The organism is Halarchaeum grantii, assembly GCF_014647455.2.
GTDB classification, from domain to species: Archaea; Halobacteriota; Halobacteria; order Halobacteriales; family Halobacteriaceae; genus Halarchaeum; species Halarchaeum grantii.
Genome location: NZ_BMPF01000001.1, coordinates 91,410 through 107,571, shown reverse-complemented (window position 1 = coordinate 107,571; position 16,162 = coordinate 91,410). Strand labels below are relative to the sequence as shown.

The window sequence follows — 16,162 nt, the reverse complement described above, 5'->3', positions numbered from 1 at the left end:
TACTGCTGACCGCCGTAACGTGTCAGTGGATACTGCTGAGCGCGCGGCGCGTCATCGCACCGTCGACGTTGAGGTACTGTTGGGCGGTTTCGAGGTCCTTCCAGCCGAACATCGCGCGAAGCGCGGGCATGTCCAAACCCCGACTGGCGTGATAGGAGGCCGCAGTCGCGCGGAGCCCGTGCGGTGACGTCGCGTCCGCCGGTAGTCGCGGCGCGTGATCGAGCGTCGTGTTGAGGCGGCGCTGTACCGTAGAGAACGAGTACGGCCAGCCGTCGTGGCGTTCGTCGAGGAACTCCAGTGCGACGTGGACCCGGGGAGAGAAGTGGAAGGGGACGGCGCGCGCGCCAGCGGTCGTCTTCGGCTGCCAGTACTCCCGTTCGAGTTCCGCGAAGCTCCGGTCCGACGACTGGACCTGCTGTTCGATGACCTGCCGACAGTACCCACAGAGACTACCGTCTCGGCCCTTCGTACACTGGTGGTGGCTCGGGATGCGGATCATCTGGCGTTGCCAGTCGATCCACGACGAGGAGAGGTGCGTGAACTCGCCGGGCCGGAGTCCGAGGCGACCACCGACGAGGACGAGCGCGCGCGCTTCGAGCGCCTTCTCGTCGTCGTCGATCCGGTAGGTCGCCCGGATCAAGCGTTCGAAATCGCGCTCCGTCAGGGACCGCTCCCGAGTTGCTGGCATAGACCGTGGTACGCCGATACGGTACACCACACTATCGCTCCGTTCGGACGAATAGGGCGAATTATTGGGGGATCGATCCCAGGCAGATCCGGAGAGATATGCCAGTCCGAAACGCGGAACGGTTCCAAAACGGGCGAGAATCTATACGGGTCCCTGGCGTAGATCCGCTCGAACGATGAGTCTGGACGAGGCCGTCGAGGAGATGCTTGCGACGTACGGGATGTCGCGCAGCGAAGAGGCCGGCCGGACCGTCACCACGCTTCAAGACTGATTCGCGCCGCCAACTCGACTGACGGATCGCTTCTGTGGACTCTGACTTCGAGAGTTCCACTGCAGTCAGTAATACCAGTCCCCGACGAAATACTAACTCAGATCACGGGCCGTCTCGGTAGCGCGACCGCGCGTTTTTCAACGATAACGCACCAGAACGCCCGTGACGAGTACACGGCGCGTCTTCGTCGAACGGCTGCTCGACTGGTACGACGAGAACGGCAGGCACGCGCTCCCTTGGCGCGAGGACGCCAGGACCGCCTTCGAGATCCTCGTCGCCGAGGTACTGCTCCAGCGCACCACCGCGTCCGCCGTTGAAGGCGCGTACGTCCCCTTCGTCGCTCGGTATCCGACCCCCGCGTGTCTCGTCGCCGCGCCCTCCGACCGGCTCGTCGACGCCGTCGAACCCCTCGGCCTCACGAAGCGCGCCGGCCACCTCGAACGCTGCTCCGCGCAGTTGTTGGAACGACACGCGGGAACCGTTCCCGCCGAACGAACGGCATTGCTCTCGCTACACGGCGTCGGCGAGTACACCGCCCGTTCGGTCCTGATACACGCCTACGGCGAGCGGACAGTCGCCGTCGACACGAACGTTCGTCGGCTGGTCTCCCGGTTCTTCGGCGTCGATCCGGACTCCGACGCGCTTCGAGAAATCGCCGCCGCTCTCGCGCCCGAAGATCGGATCGGTGACTTCCTCCACGCCATGTTGGACTTCGCGGCGGACGTGTGTCGAGCGCGCGAGCCGAGGTGCGACAGCTGCCCGCTCCGGACCGGCTGTCGTCGTTTCGAGAGCGGGTGCGCGTCTCGGAGCGAACGCTCCCAGTGAGTGCCGCGGTTCGAGCTAGTCAACTACGCGATGGAAGGATACCGTCGGGGCGTGTCTCGCAGAAAGCGACTAGCTCGGGAACCCTCGAAAGAGGGCCGTATCGATGCTATCCGGGCCACATGCGATATTATAGTTGGATGGGATACAAGACTTATAGGATTCCCAGAGCCACTGTATCTCGTGTTCCTCTCGAAACCCACACGAACACAGATCGCTGCGGTTGCCTGCGCACTTCTCATACTACTCGCGGGCTGTTCATCGGCGGGGACTGTAACGACGACACAGCAACAGACGGAGCGGCCAGTCAGCCAGCAGTCGGGCACGACGACGGTCACCACGTCAGCGAAGACTACCACGGAGCCGACGACGACCGTCGGTCCCCGAGCTCAGATACCACTTCAGCAATACGCCCTCGAAAAGGCTCCCGGAGCGGCCGGGATCGATAGCCTGGACAGAGTTCGCGCGATGGCGCTGATAGCGTCGTTCTACGACAACGTCGATACATCGGAGGACAGGCGGAACGCGTCGGTCTCCGCAGCGACGAACCTCTGCCGAGAGGACGAACAACTCGGGGACTCGATTTCATCGCTACAGCTCGCCCACGGAGCGAGTATGACGGGCACGATGGGGCGTCGGCTCGACTACGCGACGCAGATCGTCCGGGAACAATTCACGTCGGACGTACCCCGCACTGAAGGGTTCCGTTCCATCACGGGGAAAGCCGCGAAGTACACGCCGCTCGTCGGGAGCTACAATCGGATGGCCGACGCCGCGTGTACAGTCCGAAACGAGAGTGAGGAGGGGAACATCTCGGACCGAGCGCTCCGACGGTACTACGTTTCGACGCTCGTCTTCGGCGTCGATGCGCTCCTCCTCACGGAGGGCGCGTTCTACAAGCCCGCGTTCGCCGGCACGAGATACGTAACGAACCGGGCGAGCGAGGTCGGCCTCTATCGCCTCCGCTACGTCCTCGGAGACCGAGCGTGGGCCTTGGGGATGAGCGAGATACACGCCACGCTTCGAGGGTCGATGCTCGGCCTCGTCGATCAGACGATGATGACCGCCGGCGAAATGGGTCTCAAGTTGAGCGCGCACGACGTGGACTGGACGTACATCGCCGAGGCGCAAGGCGTCGAGCAGACCCGGCTCCTCTCGAACACGACGGAAACGATCCCGAGCCACGTCTCGTGGAACTTCGCTTCAGCGGGCGCGAACAGAACGATGAACGTCACCATCGGGAACGCGACACGAGAGGTCGCTATCCCGAAGAACACCTCCGTCGACGACGCGATCAACCAGAGCGAACAGATCACCGGGATGCGCGTGACGAACGTCTCCCTCGCAAACACGGGCGCACGCTCGGCCGTGAACCAGACGCTGAACGCTACCGAGCTGGTCCAGAACAGTTCTGTCTATCGGGATGGTACTACGAGGGTAGCGAACGCGACGCGTGACGCCCGAGACGCGACCAACGAGACCCTCTCCCGACTCAACGACGCGGACAAAAACGTGTCCTCGTGCGTCTCCGAGCACGCCAACGACTCGACCTACTCCGGTTTTTGGGGAAAAGCGAAGTCCGCGGTCGATTCCGCGACGCACTGCGCGGAGTCAGCGGGGAACTCGACCGACCCCAGCGGCTGGCTGATGGTGAGCGCTCCTCGGCCGTTAGCTCCCGTCTGAACAGCTACGAAACAGAAATCGTTCATGTGTCGTAGCTATGTGTCGCTCCAGCGCTAAACCGGGGTCTCGAAGCGTTCTGGACCGCGTAGCTACCGCGCTGTTTCGCGGATCCGGCGCTCGATCTCGCCGAACGCGTCGGTGTCCTCCGCAGTGATGAACCGGACGTGCTCATCGTCTTCACAGTCGAGTTGCAGGACGGTCCGCTCGCCGTCGTCGAGGCGGTACATCCACGGCGTCCCCAGCGCGCTCAAGACGGCTGACAGCCCGGAGCCGAGACCGATCACGGAGAACACCCCGCCACCGTGGACGATCACGTACTTGACGAAGACGTAGGCCATGAGGAGAGTGACGACGGCGAACACGCCGGCAATCGACCGGAACCCCGCGACCGACTTATCTTGGTCTACCCGGGCCTCCGTAACGGTGGTATGGGAGATCTCGACTGACTCGTCCGGGCCGCGATACCGGAGCGTCCCGTTCGCGCAGACCAACTCGCCGTCGGTCTCCCCCAACAGGGCTTCGTCCTTGAACACGCCCGAAACCCGGATCGGTTCCGGGCCCGCCGCGGGGTCTCCGGTCATGTGTCGATCTAGGCCTCTACGACGCCGGTTGCGAGCGTCGATACCGTTCCCACGACCAGACACGCCGTCGCACCGACGAACGGGACGTCCGGCGTGGGGAGGGAGAACAGGCTGATCCAGCCCCACCACGCGAACAGGACGACGCTCGCCGCCCGCACCGCGCGGCCCCGCGGGGTCTGACACCGGTATCGGAGCAGGGAGACGAGCATGTACAGGAACCCGCAGACGATCACGAGCGACAGGACCATCATCACGGCCTGTACCGGCCACGACGCGTTGTCGAGCGACGACGCGCCCGACAGGACGCCGAGGACCCAGAAGACGCCGAACAGGACGAGAACGAGCGCGCCCGTCCCGGAGACTTTCTCCTCGACGTCCAGATCCTCGTTCACGGCGACGAGCTCGCCAATACCGACGGCCGCAACGCCGACGACGAGAAGAGATAGCACCGGATGCGCTTGGGTCACACCGGCAATCGCGTTGAAGACGTCGCGGAGGAGGTAGAGGACGCCGACGAAGACCAGCAGCCCGCCGAACAACAGCGCGATCTCCGGCGGGAGTGACGGCCCGTCACCGCTCCCGCGACCCCAGAGATAGCCCACCCAGAAATCACTCACCGCGACCACCCCGAGCCCCGCTCGCTCGACGGAGACGCTGCTGGTGGGTTATCTGCCCGATATCGGACCGTATGGCCGTGCAACCGACCGATAGGTGTGCTGTCATGGTCTGCTCTCTCGTCGGGAGCAAACCGCGAGCGACCTCCGGACGGGGTCACGATGTCGAACGTCGTCACACTGGACCACGTCGTCAACGCGTTCGAGGATTACCGCCCGTCGAGCCGCGGCTCGACGAGCGGGCCCTCACAACTCACCATCGGAGACCTCTTCCACGACACGGCCGAGCAGGCCGCTTCGCGTGGAACCCGACAGGCAGAGGATTGGGTCGAGATCTGCGAGCGCCTCGCCGAGAAACGACGCGCGCGCGGGACGCCCTACCCGCTGTGAGAGCGTGTATCGAGCGCTACTTCGAACTGGACGTCGCCGCCTACGAGCTCGTGGACAGCGAGCGCGAATTCGAACTCGACGTCGACGGCCACGAAGTCGTCGGGTTCATCGACGCCGTCTACCGGACGCCCGCGGGGGAGCTCGTCGTGGTCGATTACAAGGCGACCACGCGACGCCGGGACGTCAAGCGCGACAAGCAGCTCCCGATCTACCTCTTGGCGTGCCGGGAGATCTACGACGAACCGATTGAGCGCGCTGGCTATGCGTACGTCGGCGATATCGGCCCGGAACTCGACGCGCGGACGTTCAGTGACGAGAGGCTCGCGGCCGTCCGCGACGACATCAGCGAGACGATGGCGCGGATCGAGACGTCCACGTTCGACGAGTACGCGAGCGGAACGCACTGTCGATGGTGTCGGCACAACGGGCTACCATGCGCGGCGGATGTAGTTACTCCAGATTCGCTATGACGAGAATGGACCGGTAGACCGGATCCAAGCAGGTATGATAGTACCGTGACGCCACCTTGTTTCTTCGAGTGAGTAGCAGTCACCGAGACTATATGCTGGGGTGAGTGGTTGATGACACATGAGGATCGAGGGGTATCAATTTAGCGAGATCTGTACTGACTTGAGCGAGATTTCGTCTATCGACGTGGGGGTGTACGTAGTTCTTTGTCTCATCTCGGAGCGTCCGCACTGCGTACTGTATATCGGGACGTCCGAGGGAGGGACACGTGCAGACGTCACGCCGACCGGTAATCTACAGTACACGCTGTCTACCCACGAGAAGCGAAGGTGCTGGGAAGACAACGTACACGAGGAAATCGGATACTGCGTCAAGCACGTTACTGATGTGGAACGGCGCATCGATATCCGGGATGAGCTCCAGTGGAAGTATACCACTCCGTGCGGTGTCGACCCGTGGGACGCCCCCCAAACCGGCGACGAGTAGGGCGAGTTCGTCGAGGAGTTCGGCCCACGAGGTTCAACGTCGATCTGAGATAGCAGCGGATACGGGAATCAGTCCATATAGGCGAAATTACAATACAGCCCATCTCGACGTACCGGTACATGCAGCCGGACGATCTACAGCCCGTAACGGACCTCGGGCTCTCCGAAGTATGGGGGCACGAGGAACACGATTTCACACCGTGGCTCGTCGATCACATCGAGAAGCTCGCCGGAACTATCGCAATCGAACTTGACGACGTCGAGCGTGAACGAGCGGTCGGGGGCTACCGCGCCGATATCACCGCGACGGAGATGAACACGGACGGTGACGTCGTCGTCGAGAACCAGTTCGGAGACACGGACCACGACCACCTCGGGAAACTCCTCACGTACGCCGCCGGAACGAACGCCGACTTCGTCATCTGGGTCTCCGAGACGTTCCGCGACGAGCATCGTTCCGTCCTCGAATGGCTGAACGGCGGCGACGGGAACGGCGCGATGTTCTTCGGTGTCCGACCGCGCGTCGTTCGACTCGCGGACTCCGATCACACCGGTTTCGAGTTCACCGTCGTCGTCGAGCCGAACGACTGGGAGCGCGAACTGCAGGATTCGCGGAGCCCGCGCGAGACAGCCAGCACCATCGTTGCAGGAACCTATAATACGACACGCGAGACATACATCACTCGAACTGAATGCCAGTCTTAGACGAGCTCTCGTGGTTCGAGTTCGAGGACGTGATGGAGGACGTCTTCCGGAACCTCGGCTACGAGAACGTCCACTAGGCCGCCCGTACTGCCGACGAGGGCCGGGACGTCCTGATGGAGGAGGGCGTGGACGGCGAGCGCCGCGGGATCGTCGTCGAGTGCAAGCACACGGACTCGGTCGGCCGTCCCGTCGTGCAGAAACTCCACTCCGCGGTCGCCACCTACGACTTCGACGGCCCGACCCGCGGCATCGTCGCCACGACCGTGCGGTTCACACGGCCGGCCCGCGAGTACGCCGAACGCCTCCGCGAGAACGACGACCCGTACCCCATCGACCTGCTCGACGGGGAAGACTTGCGCGAGTTCGCCGACGAGATCGGCCTCGACCTCTACAACGGTCGTATCGAGATCCTCGGCGACGACACCCTCCACCCGTACGACCCCGCGACGTCGATCGACGCGCCCGTCACCGCCGCGATGCGCGATATCGAGAACCTCGACGCGGGGGATGTCCCGGACCCCTACGCGCGGGTGACGTTCCGGCCGACCGTCATCGTCACCGCGGAGACGGACGCGACGTTCGAGACGTCCGTTGGCGTCATCCACCGAGTCCACGAGCGCGACCGACTCGCCGTGCGGGCCGAACGCGGGACTCCCGCGCCGCTCCCCACGTCGGTCGGCGAGCTCGTCACGAACAACCGGCACGCGACTATCGAATTGGACGAAACCGCGTTCGGCGAGGTCTTCGACGTGGTGGCGACGCGCCGCTTCGGCGAGACTCAGACCGAGTACAAGGAGTGGGCGATAGAGCGCCTCCGCGAGCACCACACGAGCACCGTCTCCTACACGGGCGACAACAACGTCACGTACGAGAAGACGTGTGAGCCGAACCGCTCGGACGTCACCGTCCATTCGGTGGAGGCCGTCTACCTCCCGGAGGTCCGCCAGACGGCCGAGCTCGGCGACTATACCTACCCGTTGGAGTACTACGCGGCCGGGCCGTCGCGCGTGACGACCGAGGACGGTATCCACGCCTGCGTGCACTGCGAGACGAGCGGCGCCCGCGAGACGTACACGTACTGCGCGAACTGCGGGAGCATCAACTGCGCCGAGCACGTCCGGACCGAGCGTCTAGAGGGCACGCCCGTCTGTACGGGGTGTGCCGTGACGGAGCGGTTCATGCTCTCGACGAAGTACTTCTACGACGAGGCTAATCGAAACGCGTTCCGCGAGGAGTACGACGCGATGCCGTTCTACGAGAAGTTCATGGAGGACGTTCCGCTCGCGGCCGGCGTGGTGCTCGGTGTGATAGTGCTCGTCGTCGGGTCGCTCTTCGCAGCGGGGGTTTTCTAACACGCACAAGTATTGTCGAACTCTGTAACGCGTCGTCTCAGAGGAATTCAGTCGTCTGCGGACCGTTGGTAATGTGGACTTCGAAGGGCTGCGTACTCGGGTCGTCTTGCTCGATGAGGTGCCAGTAGGTCTCGGCCATCCGGTCGGGGTCGAGGAACGTCTCGGGGTCGCGCTCCGGGGAGCGCTCCTGCGCGCCGGAGCCGCCGATCTGGCCGTCGATCATGACGTGCGCGACGTGCACGCCCTCGCCGCCGTACTCCTGAGCGATGTCCATCGCCATCCCGCGCGCGGCGAACTTCGCGGCGGTGAACCCGATAGCGCCGCCACGTGAGCGGACGGCGGACGTCGCGCCCGTGAAGAGGACCGTTCCGCCCTCGTCGTCGAGCATGTCGCCGACGGCCTCCTGCGAGCAGACGAACGCCCCGCGTCCGTTCACCTCCCAGGCGCGCTCGAACTCCTCGACGCTGCTGTCCATCAGTCCCGTCCACGACGCCGCGCTCGCGTGATTCACGAGGACGTCGACGGGACCGAATTCCTCGCGGACGGTTTCGAAGGCCTCACGGATCGCCTCGACGTCCGTGAGATCGACCGTGACCGCCAGGCCCTCCCCGGGGTCGGGCAGGTCGTCTGCGAGGTCTTCGATGTAGTCCGTCGAGCGCGCGAACAGCGCGACCCGACAGCCCTCACGAGCGAACTTCCGCGCGAGCGACGCACCCAGTCCGGGACCGACACCGGCGACGACGGCGGTTCGCGTCATGACCCCGAATTCGGTGTCTGGTCCGAAATGCGTTCGGACGCCGGCGACCCGCGCTCAGAGCGATTCGAGCGCTCGAATACTCTCGGGCGCGCGCCCCGCGTCCGTCCACGCGCCGTCCGCGGATCGCCTGACGAGCCGTCCCTCGTTCGTCCCGGCGTGGACAGGCTCGCCGTCGTGCGTCCACGCGAGCACGACCTCCTCCGGGCCACCGGGGTAGGAGACGTCCGCGAACGACTCGCCTCGGTCGGTCGATTCGAGGAGGACCCCGTCCGCGCCGGTCTCGCCGCGCCACGACCCCGGCGGGTCGCGGGCGGCCGCCGCGTAGAGCCGGCCGTCGACGAGTGCGGCCTCCCGGAAGTAGCGATGGTCGAGGTCGGTGTCGAGGCGCGTCCACGACCGTCCGGCGTCCGCGGTGCGGTAGAGGCCGCCGCCACAGGACGCGACGTACTCCTCCTGGCCGATGACGAGGACGTGGTGGACGTCGTCCTGGAGGCCGTTTCGGCGCTCCGCCCACGTCTCGCCGCGGTCGTCGCTGGCGTGGACGCCGCCGACCTCGACGCCCGCGATCACGCGGTCGGGCCGATTTGGATGCACGCCGAGACTCCGGACGTGCGCTTCGTTCCGGTGCCGCGGGGTGTGCCAGTCGTCCCGCGACGGGAGGTCTTGGAACCCGTCCAGTTCGCGCCACGTCTCGCCCTCGTCGGTCGAGACGGAGAGGTGCGCGGGGTGCGTGCCCGCGTAGAGTCGCTCGCCGTCTGGGCTAGCGACGACCGAATACACTTCCGCGCGGGGGACGTCGAGGTCCGCCCACGTGTTACCGCCGTCGCGCGAACGATAGAGTCCCGACGTCATCGCGGCGAAAACGCCCTCGACGCCGTCGAACGTCCGCACGCGCAGCGAATTCCCGCTGTCGAGCACCCGCTCGGCGTCGGTCCCGGCATCGTCCGCGAATCGATACACGCCGTCTCGCGTCCCGGCGATGATCGCCATGGCGAGAGTACGCTCGGGTCTCACTTGACTCTCGGGCGTGGTGGCAGGCCGCCGGGCGCGCGTGAACGGTGTCTCGACGCGGTCGTCAGCCCTTTTTGACGCTCTTCGAACTTCACGGTCCCCGCTCGCGTCAAGCGGTTACGAAAATCTCGTCGCGGTGTACGTGGTCGGTGGGGGCACGGCACCGCCGATCCCCGGTGGCTCCGAGGCGAGAACCGGGGAGCATACGCGTGGATCGCCACCGGTACCGGCCTGAATGCGGGATGAGAAGCGACGCGTGGCGAGGGTTGAAAAGGGGGTGGTTCATGAGACCGGATCAGACCGATGTCGAGTACCCCACGGACGCTCAAGCGGCCACGCGGCGACACGTACGACTCCGCCGCCACGCCGACGATACTCAGCGCACACGATACCGCGACCGAATCTACCGGTCGGCAGAACACGTCGTCGCAATCGGGCACGGGCTCACCTGCGGAGCCGGCACTGCGGACGTCGCCACCGAACCCCTCTGCGAGCGCCTCACGGCCGCCGCGACGGAACTCGAAGCGACGCTCGACGGAAAGGTCCCCGAGAACCTCGGAGAGGCAGCTACGGAGTGGTGCGAACTCCACGGGTTCAATCCGACGACGCTCTCGGACCACCTGCCGCGGCTCGCGCGTCACGCGGTTCTCTCAATCTTCCTCAAGGCCGTCGTCTACGAGCGCGAGCATCGCGCCGGGAACCTCCCACTGCTGACGACACCGATCCGGGAGGCGTTCCGGGAAGCGGACCACAAACTGGAGACCGCTGTGTTCGCGGAGACCGTCCTCGACGACGTCGCGTTCCGCCTCAACGACCGGGCGCTCCAGCGCGTTCTCGACGCTCGTGATCGATTCCTCGACGCCCGGTATCCAGCGGTCGCCATCGGCCGGCTCTACGAAGCGATCACGTCGACGGAGGCGCGCCAGCGACTCGGGCAGTTCTACACGCCGCGCTGGCTCCGCGACCTCATGCTGACGTGGGTACCCGCGGACGCGCCCACGCTCCTCGATCTCGGCGTCGGCGCGGGGAGCCTGTCGATGCCGTTCCACCCGCGCTTCGAGGTGAGCACCGAACCGGACCACATCGCCGGGATCGACCGGAACCCGCTGGCCCGCCTCATGGCGACGGTAGCGCTCATACTCAGCCGGCAGCCCCACGAAGTCCATGTCGAGGACTTCCTCGAACTCGCGCCCGACGACCTCGAGAGCGCGAGCCGCAACGGCTTCCGTTTCATCTTGAACGAGACCGACGCGCGTCACATCAACAATTTCTACGCGTTCGACGCTCTGATGCTCGACGAGACGGAGTTGAAGGCGCTCCTCGCGTTCCTGAACAGCGGCGTCTTCGACGACGTCGTGCACAGATATCGGTACGCGCGAGAAGGCGGCTTCGAGAAAATCGAGCCGAACGACCTAGAGGGGGTTCCAGTCCTCGATCCACGGGGGCTTCCCGAGGACGTCGTATCACGTCTCGCGGCGTCGTTCGACGAACTCTGCGAAACCGCACGACGTGGAGGGGACGACGGGAATGTCTTCGCTCGCATCGAGTCGCTCATTCGGCGGAGACTGTGAGCGGACGGAAGCTGAACCGACTCTGGTGTGGGGTTTACGGAGGAGTCGTTGCGCGACACTGGCGGGGACGTGTGGGGAGTTCGGTTCTTTGGTCGTGGATACCGCCCCCTGATCCCCCAACCGGGAGTGTCACATCGAAATGCGGAAATCGGGTATGAGAGCCTGTGTGATCAGGAATGCGGGTATCCGGTTGACCACCACGAGCATAGTGTAAATTAACTAAGGTCAAGGGTTTAAATACGACTGGATAATTTCCCGGTGTAGAACCGAGGATGCACTACGCTGCGACGTATCGGCGTATACCCTGCTGGGGAGGACTATCCACTATCACAATCCCCAGTTCAATCACTCACAAAGCACCCGCGTGGCCCGAGGTGCGGAGGCGACAGCGATGAGCGGCTCCGACGAGTCGGACACCACCAACCGGTTGAGCCACCGGCAGCAGGTGATGTTCGACAACACGGTCGAGCGATTCGAGGAATATCTCCTCACAGCGGGCAAAACCCCGCGGAAGGACATCGGCTACGCGACGGATACGGCCAGGGCGCGCAAATCGCGTGTACTACGCATCTTCTACTGGATATGGGAGCACGGGGACGTTTCGACCGAGCTATCGACGGAGCAGGCGGATCGAGTCATCGAAGCGCTCGATACCGACGAGCTTCGGCGACGGAACGGTGACCGGTACTCCGAGACGTCGAAGCGGAAGATGAGTAACGCGCTCGCGGACTGGTTCGCGTTCAAACAGGCGGACTGGGAGCCGGACATCTCGTTCCGCGACGAGCGAGCGACCGACAACGCGGATCCGTTCACGAAGTCGGAGGTGAAGAAGCTCTGGCAGACGTCGCTGACGTACAAGAACATCCCGAAGTACAACAATCTCTCTCCGAAGGACCGGGACCGATGGCGTCGCTATCTCGCCCAGTACCTCGGCAAACCGAAGGAGGAAGTCGAACCGGCCGATTGGAGGGAGGTGAACCGGAGTTGGAAGGTCCCCTCACTCGTTCGATCAGCCCGGGCCGCAGGGTGGCGTCCCGCGATTGTCGGACGCATGCGAGTCCACTGGTACGACCCGGAGAAACAGGCGATCACCATCCCCGGAGAGCACGCCGTGAAGAACGAGTCGAGGTGGAAGCAGGAGCTGCCGGGCGAGGCCGTGGAGGCAATCGACCGCTGGCTCGACCAGCGCGAGAACAAGTCGAAGTACGACGACACGGACTTGATGTGGTTGACGCGGAAGGGCCAGCCGTACAGTTCGAGTACCCTCAACGCGCTGCTTCGGAACCTGATGGACGAGGCCGGCATCGAGCCGCGCGGCCGAAACCTGGTGTGGTACTCGTTCCGCCACTACGTCGGGACGTACGTGTACGACGACTGCCAGGATCTGAAGATGGTCGCCAAGATTCTGCGCCAGAACAGCATCGCGTCGGCCGACCGGTACGTCCACCCGACGGTGGAACTCCAGCGCAATATCGTCGACGGACTCTAGCCTGCGCGTCGCTGTCCGCCGCACACGACGCACAGACCAGTTCGTGCTCGACGTATCGAAGGTCGTAGCCGGAGAGCATACTGGCGCATAATTTTCAACACGTAGCAGTTGGTAGTCGTCTTATGTATGATGAGACGCCGAATAAGGAGAAGATCGATTGGATAGCTGCGCGAGTGAGAGAAATCTACGATTACGACCAGTTGAAAGACTGCGACATCGAGTACCTGTATAACCAAGATTTCGGAGTGCGGGCGGGGAACCAAGCTCTTCGAGACGCTTTTCCCCGACGAACGCAGTCTCGTACAGGGTTCCACGATGGCAGCCATACTCGATAACGAGAATGCAGACAGGGAACCGTTAACAGAAGCTGAGAGGATCCGTCTCCGTATGCTACAGAGAGAGGCGGAGGTAGAGGTCTACCGCGCGTATGGGCATCGAATAGAGTTACGCCGGAAACAGCGAAACAAGCTTGCTAACGCGGTTTCAGACGCGATCAGTGCGCTCGGATCGATTGTTCCCTGGTGATGAGCTTCTCTGGACCTAGCTGATGGCAACGACGGGAAGAGGGACGGGCAGTGAAACCGGCCCCGCCCGTCACAGGAGGCCGTTTGTTAGCCCATCCGGTCCAGTGCGTCCTGGCGGTCCTCGACGGGTGCTTGGTCGTACTTCATCGTGGTCTCGGAGCTCTTGTGTCGGAGTTGGGCTTGTGCGGCGGCGAGGTCCTCCTCACGGGTCATGTAGGTGCCGACGGAGTGCCGGATGGCGTACCAGCTCATCGAGCGGTGCGTCGTGTCGATGTCGGCAATCTCGCAGAGCCGCTGGAGGAGATAGCGGAGCGACGAGGTCTGGTAGCGATTGGATTTCCGGGTGAGCCAGACGGCGTCCGTGTCGTCGTACGCCGGGTACGCGTCGCGCTCGTCGAGCCACTTCGACAGCGCGTCCGCGGTGCGCGAGGAGAGCCCGACGACCCAGTGATCTCGGTTCTTCGAGCTGTCCTCCTTCGGGATGCGGAGGACCTCGTTGTCGGTGTCGATCCAGCTAGCTGTCGCCCACTCGACTTCGACGGGGCGGAGGCCCGCGTCGAGACTCGTCCAGACGAGCGAGGGGATCTTCCAGCCGTTCGCGCGCTCCCAGTCGGCGGGGGCGACGTCCGATTTGGGCTTCTCGAAGCGCTGGGCGAGGTACTGCTTCCAGCGGTCGCGCTCGGCCGGCGCGAGGTTGTTGTACTTCGGGATCGCCCGTACTCTAAGGCGGCTTCGCGGACTTTCCCGCGCTCCTCGCGGGTGAGGTAGTCGCGGGGGTTCGTACTGGAGTCCGGGGAGAAGGTGATTTCGGGGTCCCACTCGCCGAGGCCGTGTTCGTGGTGTCGCCACTTGAACAGCATCTTGATCGACTTCTGGCAGTTGCGCTTGTGGGTGGCGCTGACGTCGCGCTTTGCGAGGTGGGTCATCCACGCGTCGGCGTGGTCGTGGGTGACGTTGGCGGTGTAGCCGCCTTCGAGTTCCTCCCAGACGTACCGATAGAAGCGGTCCATGCGGTAGCAGCGCGGTTTGACGGTGCCCTCGGCGTAGCCGGTGGCCGTGTCTGGGTCTTTCCCGAAGGTGAGGAGCCACTCGATGCAGGATTCGCGTTCGGCCTCGTAGTCGAGTCGTTGGCGCGGGTTGAGGAACTCGTCGGCGGGTTGGGTGACGAGCGGGAACTCGTCGAGGTCGATCATCGATCCCGCCTCCGTCTACGGGTTTCCCCGATTTTGGTGAGTCCTTCGAACCGGATTGGTGCGACAAACGGCCTAATCGCAAGACGGCGTCGGGGTGTCCGAGTCCGCCTGACTTTGTTGCCCTGGAGCAATGGTGATCACACTCATTGTTCACAGACCAGAATCGCAAGACGGCGGAAGGAAAGGAGTGCTCCGGCAGGGATTCGAACCCTGGTCCTTGCCGTGAGAGGGCAAGATGATTGGCCGGACTACACCACCAGAGCACGGTGGTCCAACGCACGCGTCGTGCGTCTCCATCCGATAGGAAGGCCGGGTTGTATAAAAACTCGTTGAACCATACCGGCTCTGCGGTACGTCCCCATACGGCATTTACTCCTCGTCGCGCCCCGTAGTGGGCTCGTGGCCGGGGAGGCTGACGACGTTCTCGCGACCCACCCGGAGGCGGGAGATGCGGTCGTCGGCCTCCATCTCGGAGAGGAGCATGCTGACCTTGGACTTCGACCAGTCGGTCTCCTCGACGATGGAGGCCTGGCGCATCCGGCCGCCGTGCTCGCGGAGGAGGCGCTCGACGCGTTCGTCGTCGGCGAGCATCTCCTCGTCGCTGACCGCGGGGTCGCCGACCGGCGGGGCGTCGGCGTCCGGGTCGCGACTCGCGTCGGCGGCGGGCGACGCGTCCGCGTCCGATGCACCCCCGAGCGCGGCGGCGAGTCGCTCGCGTCGCCAGTAGGCGACGCCGCCGACGGCGAGGAGCGCGAGCAGGCCGCCGAGGAGCGCGACGGGGAGGCCGGTGTCGCCGTCGGTGTCGTCGGTGGACGACGGCGAGCCGGTCGTCGCGCCGGCCTCGCCCGCGCCGACGCTGTCGTTCGGCACGAGGACGGCGCGCGGGCGCTCGTCGGTGAACTCGCGCGGGCCGAACCAGGTGACGCTGTCGCTCGCGGCGAGCGTCGGGTCGGCCGTCGCGTTCGGCGTCGGCGAGACGGACGCGAAGGCGAGCCCGGGGTCGGCGGTGACGACGAGGCGCTGGTTCGAGCCGAGGTAGAGGCCGCCGTCGAAGAGGTCGCCGACGACGACGCGCTCCCCGTCGGTGCGCGCGAAGTTCGTCCACGTGAAGGAGAGCTGGACGACGCCGAGGTCGTCGCTGAGGCCGCGCGTGAACGCCGCGCGCTCGAAGTTCGTCGCGTTCATCTCCCGGCCGGTCACGCCCTCGCCGTCGGCGACGAGCGAGCGGGCGTTCGCGCGGAACTGCTCGACGAAGCGCGTCTCGTTCGCCTCGAAACTGCGGGCGTACTCGCGGAAGCGCTCGCGCTGGGTGTCGTTCTCGAGCTGCGTGCGATACTGGAACGTCCACGTCGCGGAGCCGTTCGGGTGGACTGCGATGCGAAAGTGCGTCGAGGAGAAGCTCGGGCTCTCCGCCGCACCCACCGGTGACTGGACGGCGGGCGCAGCGCTATCGGACCCTATGCCGGCGGTGGCGAGCGGTGCCGCACCCGCCGACGCGAAGAGCAGGACGGCGGCGAGGACGACGGCGACCGACCGGACCATATTGCTCACTCCACCG

The 16,162-nt window shown here is 64.8% G+C and carries 14 protein-coding genes, 1 tRNA gene and 2 pseudogenes; 9 read left to right on the top strand and 8 right to left on the bottom strand.

The window, feature by feature from the left end; genetic code table 11:
* Positions 1–22: 22 nt before the first annotated feature.
* Complete coding sequence (locus IEY12_RS00620) at positions 23–688, bottom strand: tyrosine-type recombinase/integrase (RefSeq protein WP_188876536.1); 666 nt, start codon at positions 686–688, stop codon at positions 23–25.
* Positions 689–1,121: 433 nt separating this feature from the next.
* Here IEY12_RS00620 and IEY12_RS00615 point away from each other — a divergent pair, with 433 nt between their 5' ends.
* Positions 1,122–1,784: an HhH-GPD family protein gene (locus tag IEY12_RS00615; RefSeq protein ID WP_188876534.1), complete on the top strand. Its 663-nt coding sequence runs from the start codon at positions 1,122–1,124 to the stop codon at positions 1,782–1,784.
* Complete coding sequence (locus tag IEY12_RS00610) at positions 1,785–3,464, top strand: hypothetical protein (protein ID WP_188876532.1); 1,680 nt, start codon at positions 1,785–1,787, stop codon at positions 3,462–3,464.
* 89 nt (positions 3,465–3,553) lie between these two features.
* Here IEY12_RS00610 and IEY12_RS00605 read toward each other — a convergent pair whose 3' ends face one another.
* Together IEY12_RS00605 and IEY12_RS00600 are read right to left on the bottom strand one after the other, a co-directional pair.
* Entirely contained in the window at positions 3,554–4,045 is a 492-nt protein-coding gene (locus IEY12_RS00605) for a hypothetical protein (RefSeq protein WP_188876530.1), read from the bottom strand.
* A gap of 8 nt (positions 4,046–4,053) precedes the next feature.
* Complete coding sequence (locus tag IEY12_RS00600) at positions 4,054–4,662, bottom strand: hypothetical protein (RefSeq protein ID WP_188876528.1); 609 nt, start codon at positions 4,660–4,662, stop codon at positions 4,054–4,056.
* A gap of 159 nt (positions 4,663–4,821) precedes the next feature.
* On the opposite strand from IEY12_RS00600, the gene IEY12_RS15685 reads away from it, so the two are divergent.
* The 5 genes and pseudogenes from IEY12_RS15685 (at position 4,822) to IEY12_RS00580 (ending at position 8,059) form a co-directional block, all read left to right on the top strand.
* A complete protein-coding gene (locus tag IEY12_RS15685) occupies positions 4,822–5,049 on the top strand; it encodes a hypothetical protein (protein WP_229870806.1) in 228 nt (75 codons plus the stop codon).
* Entirely contained in the window at positions 5,046–5,519 is a 474-nt protein-coding gene (locus IEY12_RS00595; protein WP_229870803.1) for a RecB family exonuclease, read from the top strand. Before IEY12_RS15685 ends, IEY12_RS00595 begins: the two co-directional genes overlap by 4 nt.
* Positions 5,520–5,637: 118 nt before the next feature.
* A complete protein-coding gene (locus tag IEY12_RS00590) occupies positions 5,638–6,003 on the top strand; it encodes a hypothetical protein (protein ID WP_188876526.1) in 366 nt (121 codons plus the stop codon).
* A gap of 119 nt (positions 6,004–6,122) precedes the next feature.
* Positions 6,123–6,707, top strand: coding sequence for a hypothetical protein (locus IEY12_RS00585; protein ID WP_188876525.1), 585 nt, complete (start codon positions 6,123–6,125; stop codon positions 6,705–6,707).
* Positions 6,695–8,059, top strand: a pseudogene (locus tag IEY12_RS00580) (restriction endonuclease). The gene IEY12_RS00585 and the pseudogene IEY12_RS00580 overlap by 13 nt, the downstream one beginning before the upstream one ends.
* A 37-nt stretch (positions 8,060–8,096) precedes the next feature.
* Here the strand turns inward: IEY12_RS00580 and IEY12_RS00575 are convergent.
* Positions 8,097–8,816: an SDR family NAD(P)-dependent oxidoreductase gene (locus IEY12_RS00575; protein ID WP_188876523.1), complete on the bottom strand. Its 720-nt coding sequence runs from the start codon at positions 8,814–8,816 to the stop codon at positions 8,097–8,099.
* 54 nt (positions 8,817–8,870) lie between these two features.
* The gene (locus tag IEY12_RS00570; RefSeq protein ID WP_188876521.1) at positions 8,871–9,806 is read right to left on the bottom strand and encodes a WD40/YVTN/BNR-like repeat-containing protein; all 936 of its coding nucleotides are present in this window, start codon (positions 9,804–9,806) and stop codon (positions 8,871–8,873) included.
* Between the two features lie 95 nt (positions 9,807–9,901).
* Here IEY12_RS00570 and IEY12_RS00565 point away from each other — a divergent pair, with 95 nt between their 5' ends.
* Both IEY12_RS00565 and IEY12_RS00560 read left to right on the top strand, forming a co-directional pair.
* On the top strand, positions 9,902–11,398 hold the full coding sequence (locus IEY12_RS00565) for a DNA methyltransferase family protein (protein ID WP_188876519.1): 1,497 nt from the start codon (positions 9,902–9,904) through the stop codon (positions 11,396–11,398).
* A 391-nt stretch (positions 11,399–11,789) separates the two neighbouring features.
* The gene (locus IEY12_RS00560) at positions 11,790–12,887 is read left to right on the top strand and encodes a tyrosine-type recombinase/integrase (protein WP_188876517.1); all 1,098 of its coding nucleotides are present in this window, start codon (positions 11,790–11,792) and stop codon (positions 12,885–12,887) included.
* Between the two features lie 611 nt (positions 12,888–13,498).
* Here the strand turns inward: IEY12_RS00560 and IEY12_RS00555 are convergent.
* From IEY12_RS00555 to IEY12_RS00545, 3 genes and pseudogenes are all read right to left on the bottom strand, one after another.
* Positions 13,499–14,604: pseudogene (locus IEY12_RS00555) on the bottom strand (tyrosine-type recombinase/integrase).
* Positions 14,605–14,792: 188 nt separating this feature from the next.
* Positions 14,793–14,867, bottom strand: a tRNA-Glu gene (locus IEY12_RS00550).
* Between the two features lie 106 nt (positions 14,868–14,973).
* Complete coding sequence (locus IEY12_RS00545) at positions 14,974–16,146, bottom strand: helix-turn-helix transcriptional regulator (protein WP_188876515.1); 1,173 nt, start codon at positions 16,144–16,146, stop codon at positions 14,974–14,976.
* Positions 16,147–16,162: the final 16 nt, after the last annotated feature.